Below are 7,888 nucleotides of genomic sequence, written 5' to 3'. Positions count from 1 at the left end.
CGCGCTCGCGGAGGGCAACGATCCGCCCGTCCCGCGGCTCCGCGCACGCGGCGCGCACTTCTTCTGGGTGGCCGTGCCGCTGGGCGGCGAGCCGTTCTGGGATGCCCACGTCGGCGTCGTGGTCGACCCGGCCACCCTCGCCGGGACGATCGGCATCCATCGTAGCCGTGGCTCGAAGGCGGCGCTCCGACTCTTCGCCCAGCTCGGCCCGGTCTTCCAGGCGCACCGGCTCGCGCACTACCTCTCGGAGGCGGCGGACGAGGAGCAATGGGTGGCCGCACCGCACGATCTCTCGACGCCCGCGGGCCTCGCTGAGGCGTGCCGTGAATTCGCCGCGATCCTGAGCGACGCACGCGGGCGGCTGGCCTGAGCCGAAAGACACTTGACAGCGTCTTCCAAGCACCATGATTCGCCGGCAGCAACGCGCGGCGGATAGGGTCTCTGGCGCGCGCCCGGCCACACCGGACCGCGTTCATCGCGCGTCCGACCGAAAATCATTCTGCCGTGGTGAATCGCTCGACGCCGTGCCTCCCAGCCATCGTCAGTATCGCGGTGTAGAGTCGGAGCAGCCGAAGGAGGCGCTGCCATGCCGACCGCATCGTTCGCATTGCTGGAAGATCCCCCGCGGGTGCGCGAGCTGGATCGCCTCGGCGACGAGATCGCCGAGCTGTCCGCCCATCTCGACGCCGCCACCGCGCGCTTGCTCGCCCTCATCCGCGATTTCGACGCCCGCGGCGGCTGGAACACCGGCTTCCGGTCCTGCGCCGAGTGGCTGAGCTGGCGCGTGGGGCTGGACCTGGGCGCCGCCCGCGAGCGCGTTCGCGTCGCCCACGCGCTCGGAGCGCTGCCGCGGCTCGCCGAGGCCCTCGCCCGGGGCGAGCTGTCCTACGCCAAGGTGCGCGCCCTGACCCGCGTGGCGACTCCGGAGACGGAGGCCCGGCTCCTGAAGGTGGCCCGCGCCGATACCGCGGCGCACGTCGAGCGGATCGTCCGCGCCTGGCGTCGGTTGGACCGGCGGGCCGAGGCCCGCGAGGCGGCCCGGCAGCATGCGAGCCGAGGCCTTCACGTGAGCCACGACGAGGACGGCGCGGTGGTGATCCGCGGCCGGCTGACCGCGGAGGCCGGCGCGCTGCTGGTGCGGGCGCTCGACGCTGCGCGCGAGGCCCTGTACCAGCGGGCCCGGCGCGCCGAGGCCACCGCGGCGCCTGACCCGGCCACTACGGCGCCGACGCGGGCGCAGCAGCAGGCCGACGCGCTGGTGCTGCTGGCGGAGACGGCGCTGCACCAGGAGATGGACCCGGGTGCGCCGGGCGAGCGGTACCAGGTCGTGGTCCACGTCGACGCCGCGGTCCTGGAGGATCCCGAGCAAGAGGGGCAAACGGCCCTGGAAGGCGGGATAAGAATTTCCGCGGAAATTTCCCGGCGTCTCGCCTGCGATGCGAGCCGCGTGGTGATGCGGCACGACGCGGATGGCCGGATCGTCGAGGTCGGCGCTCGCACGCGCACGATCCCGCCTGCGTTGCGGCGCGCCCTCCACCATCGCGATCGAGCGTGTCGCTTCCCGGGCTGCGGAGGGCGGATTCTGGAGGGTCACCACGTGCAGCATTGGGCGAACGGCGGGCCGACCACGCTGTCGAATCTGATCTCGCTCTGCCGGCGGCATCATCGAGCGGTTCATGAGCAGGGATACCGGGTTGTGCACCATCCCGACGGCGCATTTCAGCTCATGCGACCGGATGGTCGCGAGCTACCGGACGTACCGCCGCCGGCAGTGGTTCCAGTTGACCCCGTCGAGTCAATTCGCGCCGAGAACGAGGCGCGACAGATTCGCATCGAGCCGCGCACGGCGTGCGCCCGCTGGACCGGCGAGCGGCTCGACGTGGGCTGGGCCATCGACGTCTTGTACCCGGGGCCGCGCCCGGCCGGCGGGGGATCGACGGTGACGTCAGCCCGTGAGCGAGCGACGCAGCCGCCGGCCGGTGACGCGGTCGGTCTTGGCCGGCTCGTAGCGGCCGGTGCGGGCCAGCGCCCACAGCACGCGCCAGGCGCCGCGCGTGGCGAGCAGCCAGTAGGTCTGGCAGCGGAACGTGCCGAGGAACTTCTCCTGCAGGCTCTTCCGGCGCAGGTCCACCGGGCGCGGTAGGTACGGGTGCAGGTCCTCGATCAAGGCCTGGGTCATGATCCCGCCCACCCACACCGTGAGCAGCAGCGAGATCGTGGGCGCGCCGGTGGCCACGTAGAACCAGAAGCGGTGGCCTTCGTGGTGGTAGGCCAGGTACCACCCGAGCCAGCCGGTGGCCGGGTAGACGATGGCGGCGATCGGCCACTCCACCATCTTGTTGCCGAGGTGGCGCACGAACTGGGCGAAGTTGAACGCGGTGGGCTCGGTGCGCCACGCGTTCCAGAGGTACGGGATGTCGTCGATCACCCCCGTGTACCAGCGCGCGTTCTGGCGGATCACGCCCTCGGACGTCTCGGGCAGGTCGGTCACCTCCACCATCGGCAGCGCCTGCATCAGGACGCCGCGACGGCCGATCGCGTAGCCGAGGGTGGAGTCCTCGGTGGCGCCCGAGGTCGGGAAGCCGCCGATCGCCTGCATGAGGTCGAGGCGCACGAACTGGTTGTGGCCCAGGCAGATCTGCGCGCGGCGGAAGAACAGCTCGAACGTGGGACGGATCAGCCAGGCCAGCCGCGGCAGCGCCGCGGTGAGCCGGCCGAGCAGCCGCACGCGCTTGACCTCGTTCAGGAGCCGGGCGATCGACACCCGGATGAAGATCGACGATTGCTGGATCGCGCAGATCTTCCCGCGAATGGTCAGCCGGTCGTAGTTCGCGAGCGACAGCGGGATGCCCTGGTAGGCGAGGCTTCCCTGCCCGCTCAGCTCGCGGTGCGCGATACAGCGATAGGTGTCGGGGTCCGGGATCGAGTCCGCGTCGCTCACGCCCACGAAGACGCGTCGCGGGTCGACGTCCTCGCTCAGGATCTCGCGCAGCACCTCGGGCCGGAGCGCCCAGTTGAGCTGGTGGGCCTTGCGGCCGGGCCCCGGCATCGCCACGTGGAAGAGCCGCTTCTGCTGATAGGGCGGCAGCGTCTCGCGCAGCCGTCGCACCAACTCGCCGGTGCTCGCGGCCATGCCCGGGTGGGGGTTCCGCTCCTCCTCCTCCTTCGTGATCACCACCACGTGCAGGCGCTCGTGCGGATAGCGCGAGGCCACCAGTGCGCCGACGGTGCCCGCGATCTCGGGCTCGTGGTATGCGGGCACGAGGTGCAGGAACACCGGGGCGGCCGGCTCCCGCTCGAGGCGCTCCTCGCTGGGGAGCTCGCCCAGGCGCGCGTAGGCCTCGCGGACGAAGCGGGTGGTGACAAGCATGCCGCGCCAGTCGAGGGCCAGCTTGAAGGAAGCGCGGATGTTGAAGAAGAGCGCGATGAAGAAGAGGAACGGGATGAGGTCCACGCGGGCTAGCGCCCCCTCTGCCCGGGAGAGGGCGGCAACTTCAGCACCTTCTCGCCCGGCTTCACCAGGCCCAGGTCCTCCCGGGCCACCTGCTCGATGAAGTCGGGATCGCTGCGCAGCCGCGTGACCAGCGCGGTGAGCCGGCCGGTCTCGGCGCGCAGCGTGGAGATCTCGCGCTCGAGACTCTCGACCTCGGTCTTCATGTGCCAGACCCGGGCCAGGCTCTGCCCGCCGTAGGCCAGCATCATGACGGTCGCGAGGCCGAACAGTCCGAGGATCAGCGAGCGCGGGCTCACTGAGCGAGGCTCCTGAACACGGCGCGGCCCGCCCACACGGCGGCCGCGCCCAGCTCCTCCTCGATGCGCAGCAGCTGGTTGTACTTGGCGGTGCGCTCCCCCCGGGCCAGCGAGCCGGTCTTGATCTGTCCCGCGTTGACCCCGACCGCGAGATCGGCCACGAAGGCGTCCTCGGTCTCGCCGGAGCGGTGGGAGATCACGGTGCCGTAGCCCGCGCGCTTGGCCAGCTCGACCGCCTCGAGCGTCTCGGTCAGCGTGCCGATCTGGTTCACCTTGATGAGGATCGCGTTGGCGATGCCCTTGCGGATGCCCTCCTGCAGGATGGCCGGGTTGGTGACGAACACGTCGTCGCCCACCAGCTGGCACCGGCCGCCGATGCGCCGGGTCAGCGCGCCCCAGCCCTCCCAGTCGTCCTCGGCGAGGCCGTCCTCGATCGAGCAGATGGGGTAGCGGCCCATGAGCGTCTCGTAGAAGCCGATCATCTCCTGGCTCGACTTCTCGGTCTTGTCCGCGCGCAGCCGATAGCGGCCGTGCTCGCCGAACTCGCTGGCCGCGGTGTCGAGCGCGAGCCACACGTCCTCGCCCGGCCGGTAGCCCGCGCGCTCGATCGCCCGCAGCATGAAGTCGAGCGCGGGCTCGTTGCCGCCCAGCGCGGGGGCGAAGCCGCCCTCGTCGCCCACGCCGGTCGACAGCCCCTTGTCTTTCAGGAGCTTCTTCAGCGTGTGGAAGATCTCTGCGCCCATGCGGAGGGCGTCGCTGAAGGAGCCGGCGCCCGCGGGCACCAGCATGAATTCCTGGATGTCGAGTCCGTTGTCGGCGTGGGCGCCGCCGTTGAGCACGTTCATCAGCGGCACCGGCAGGATCCGCGCGCCGGGGCCACCGAGATACTGGTAGAGCGGCAGGCCCGCGTCCTCGGCCGAGGCGCGCGCGGCGGCCAGCGAGATGCCGAGCAGGGCGTTGGCCCCGAGGCCCGACTTGTTCGGGGTGCCGTCCAGCTCCAGCAGCGCCCGGTCGAGCGCGGCCTGCTCGCCGGCCTCGAGCCCCTCGATCTCGGGGGCGATCACCTCGTTGACGTTCTGCACCGCACGGCGCACGCCCTTGCCGCCGTAGCGGTTGTCGTCGTCGTCACGCAGCTCGACCGCCTCGCGCTTGCCGGTGGAGGCTCCCGAGGGCACGATCGCGCGCCCGAAGGCGCCCGAATCGAGCCACATGTCGACCTCGACGGTGGGGTTGCCACGCGAGTCCAGCACTTCACGGGCGTGGGTCGTACGGATCTCGGACATGGCTCAGGCCTTCCGCTCGAGGATGAAGCGCCCGAGGGCGCGAATGGGCTCGGCCCGGGGCCCCAGCGCGGCCAGCGCCGCGTCGGCCTCGTCGATGAGGTCCCGCGCGCGGGCCCGGGAGGCCTCGAGGCCGTGGATGGCGGGATAGGTCGCCTTCTGCTGGATCTGGTCCTTGCCCGCGGTCTTGCCCAGCTCTTCCGAGCTGGCCACCACGTCGAGGATGTCGTCGACGATCTGGAACGCCAGCCCGAGGTCGGCGCCCGCCACGCTGAGGGTGTGCACCTGCTCGGCGGTCGCGCCGCAGAGCCGCGCGCCCACGCGCAGCGACGTGCGGATGAGCGCGCCGGTCTTGTGGGTGTGGATGTAATCCACCGTCTCGGCGCCGACCTGCCGGCCTTCGGCCTCGAGGTCGGCGACCTGGCCGGCCACCATGCCGCCGTGGCCGGCCGCGTCCGCGATGTCCACGACGACCTCCAGCGCGCTCCGGTTGGTCTGGCGCACGTTGTCGGCGACCAGGCGGAAGGCGAGGGTCAGCAGCGCGTCGCCCGCGAGGATCGCGGTGGCCTCGCCGAAGACCTTGTGGTTGGTGGGGACGCCGCGGCGGAAGTCGTCGTTGTCCATCGCGGGCAGGTCGTCGTGCACGAGCGAATACGTGTGGATCAGCTCCATCGCGCAGGCCGTCGGTATCACCTGCTCGGCCGCGCCGCCCACCGCCTCCGCGCCGGCCATCACCAGGATCGGCCGGAGCCGCTTGCCGCCCGCGAACACGCTGTAGCGCATCGCCTTGTGCAGGGTCTCCGGCCGCTGGGTCTCGGGGGGCAGGAAGACGTCGAGGGCGGCGTCGACCGCGGCCAGGCGCTCCTTCATGTACGCGTCGAGATCGAAGCTCATGCGCGCTCGTCGTCGGCGAGATCGAACGGCGCCGTCCGCAGCACGCCGGTCTCGTCCCGGGTCAGGGTCTCGATGCGCTTCTCGGCGTCGTCGAGATACTTGCCGCAGCGACGGGCCAGCCCGACGCCTTCCTCGAAGACCTGGAGCGACTCCTCCAGGGAGAGATTACCCGCCTCGAGCTGGTCCACGATCTGCTCGAGCCGTTGCAGCGCCGCTTCAAACTTGAGGTCGGTCATCCCGTTCCTTGAGCCGCTCCACCCGGGCGTCCAGGGCGCCCTCGCGCAGCAGGATCTCGATGGCGTCACCGGGGCGCGTCTGCGCGGCACTGCGCACGATCGCGCCGGAAGGCAGCAGCCGGGTCAAGCTATAGCCCCGTCCGAGCACGGCCAGGGGCGACAGGCTGTCGAGCTGTCCCACCGCGGCGTCCAATCGATGACGCGCGGTCTTCGCGCGGTTTGCGCCCGCCGACGCGAGCCGGACGCGCAGCTGCGCGAGAACCACCGTGCCGTTGGCAATCCTAGCCACCGGATTGAGAGAGCGCAAGGCGTTTCTGGCCAGCGACAGGCGGTGCTCGCCGAGCCGGCGATTGGCGCGCGCGCCGAGGGCGAGGCGCGTGCTCAGCTCGTCGAGGCGGCGGTGCCAATCGCGGAGCGCGCGCGCCGCATCGGTCAGCACGCGCCGCCGGCCCAGCGAGTCGATCCGCTGGCGCTCGCGGGCGAGGCGCGCCGCCATCGCCTGCTTGAGCGTGTCGTACATGTCGCAGAGGGCGCGGATCACGTGCAGCTTCTCCCGCACCACCACCTCGGCGGCCGCCGACGGCGTGGGCGCCCGGAGGTCGGCCACGAAGTCGGCGATGGTGAAGTCGGTCTCGTGGCCCACCGCCGAGATCACCGGAACGCGGCAGGCCGAGATCGCGCGGGCCACCCGCTCGTCGTTGAAGGCCCACAGATCCTCGATCGAGCCGCCCCCGCGGCCGACGATCACCACGTCCAGCTCCGGGACCTCCTGCAGGTCGCGCAGCGCGCGCACGATCTCGCCCGGCGCCTCCTCGCCCTGCACGCGCACCGGGGTGATCAGCACCCGCAGGTCCGCGAAGCGACGGCCGATGACGTGGAGCATGTCGCGGATGGCCGCCCCGGTGGGCGAGGTCACGATGCCGATCGTCCGCGGGAAGGGCGGCAGCGCGCGCTTGCGCCCCGCCTCGAAGAGGCCCTCGGCCTCGAGCCTGCGCTTGAGCTGCTCGAAGGCGAGCTGCAGCGCGCCCACGCCCTTGGGCTCCAGCAGCTCGACGATCAGCTGGTACTCGCCCCGCGCGGCGTACACGTCGAGGCCGCCGAAGGCCAGCACCTGCATGCCGTCCTCCGGCTGGAACGCGACCCGGCGGCCGCGACTGCGGAACAGCACGCAGCGCAGCTGGGCGCCGTCGTCCTTGAGGGTGAAGTACACGTGCCCCGACGACGGGATACGCAGATTGCTGATCTCGCCCTCCACCCACACCGCGGGGAAGCGATCCTCGAGCGTCTCCTTGATCCGCAGCACGAGCTCGCTGACCGTGCAGACGACCCGCTCGCTCATCGCCCCTCTTCTCCCTCTCCCTCCCGGGGAGAGGGCCGGGGTGAGGGGCGGTTGTCGAGACGGCCGAGCGCCCGAGCAATGGCCTTGCCCAGCACGTCGTGATTCCAGAAACGAAGGACGCGATAGCCGAGACGCGCGAGATCTTCGCTGCGCGAGGCATCGTCCGCCGCGCTGAGTGCGTGCTGACCACCGTCTAACTCGACGACGAGCCTCTGCTCGCGGCAGCAGAAATCGGCCACGTACGGCCCGATGGGCACCTGGCGTGAGAACTTCACGCCGAAGAGGCGTCGGTCGCGCAGCCGGAACCATAGCCGGCGTTCCGCATCCGTCTGCCTCCGACGGAGACCGCGTGCGTAGTCGCGCGGGGTCTCGCAGACCGCGCCCCTCAC

General features: G+C 71.4%; 8 protein-coding genes and 1 pseudogene. 2 read left to right on the top strand and 7 right to left on the bottom strand.

All coding sequences use genetic code 11. The features are described from left to right. On the top strand, positions 1-370 hold a 370-nt coding region (locus VKN16_03355; protein HME93242.1), incomplete at its 5' end, for a hypothetical protein. A 216-nt stretch (positions 371-586) separates the two neighbouring features. Then, a complete protein-coding gene (locus VKN16_03350; GenBank protein ID HME93241.1) occupies positions 587-2,143 on the top strand; it encodes a DUF222 domain-containing protein in 1,557 nt (518 codons plus the stop codon). Positions 2,144-2,443: 300 nt separating this feature from the next. Here the strand turns inward: VKN16_03350 and VKN16_03345 are convergent. The 7 genes and pseudogenes from VKN16_03345 to VKN16_03315 form a co-directional block, all read right to left on the bottom strand. Beyond that, positions 2,444-3,370 (bottom strand): annotated as a pseudogene (locus VKN16_03345) (glycosyltransferase). Between the two features lie 89 nt (positions 3,371-3,459). Then, positions 3,460-3,750, bottom strand: coding sequence for a septum formation initiator family protein (locus VKN16_03340; GenBank protein HME93240.1), 291 nt, complete (start codon positions 3,748-3,750; stop codon positions 3,460-3,462). Next, positions 3,747-5,033 carry a phosphopyruvate hydratase gene (eno, locus tag VKN16_03335; GenBank protein HME93239.1) on the bottom strand — a complete coding sequence of 429 codons (1,287 nt, stop codon included), beginning with the start codon at positions 5,031-5,033 and terminating at the stop codon, positions 3,747-3,749. The genes VKN16_03340 and eno overlap by 4 nt, the downstream gene beginning before the upstream one ends. Positions 5,034-5,036: 3 nt before the next feature. Continuing rightward, positions 5,037-5,924, bottom strand: coding sequence for a farnesyl diphosphate synthase (locus VKN16_03330; GenBank protein ID HME93238.1), 888 nt, complete (start codon positions 5,922-5,924; stop codon positions 5,037-5,039). After that, complete coding sequence (locus VKN16_03325; protein HME93237.1) at positions 5,921-6,160, bottom strand: exodeoxyribonuclease VII small subunit; 240 nt, start codon at positions 6,158-6,160, stop codon at positions 5,921-5,923. Before VKN16_03325 ends, VKN16_03330 begins: the two co-directional genes overlap by 4 nt. After that, on the bottom strand, positions 6,141-7,499 hold the full coding sequence (xseA, locus tag VKN16_03320; GenBank protein ID HME93236.1) for an exodeoxyribonuclease VII large subunit: 1,359 nt from the start codon (positions 7,497-7,499) through the stop codon (positions 6,141-6,143). Before xseA ends, VKN16_03325 begins: the two co-directional genes overlap by 20 nt. Beyond that, positions 7,496-7,888, bottom strand: coding sequence for an endonuclease domain-containing protein (locus VKN16_03315; GenBank protein ID HME93235.1), 393 nt, complete (start codon positions 7,886-7,888; stop codon positions 7,496-7,498). Before VKN16_03315 ends, xseA begins: the two co-directional genes overlap by 4 nt.

This window comes from Candidatus Methylomirabilota bacterium, assembly GCA_035315345.1.
GTDB lineage: Bacteria > Methylomirabilota > Methylomirabilia > Rokubacteriales > CSP1-6 > CAMLFJ01.
Note: the sequence above shows the minus strand (reverse complement) of the source record. Positions and strands in the feature narration are given on the sequence as shown.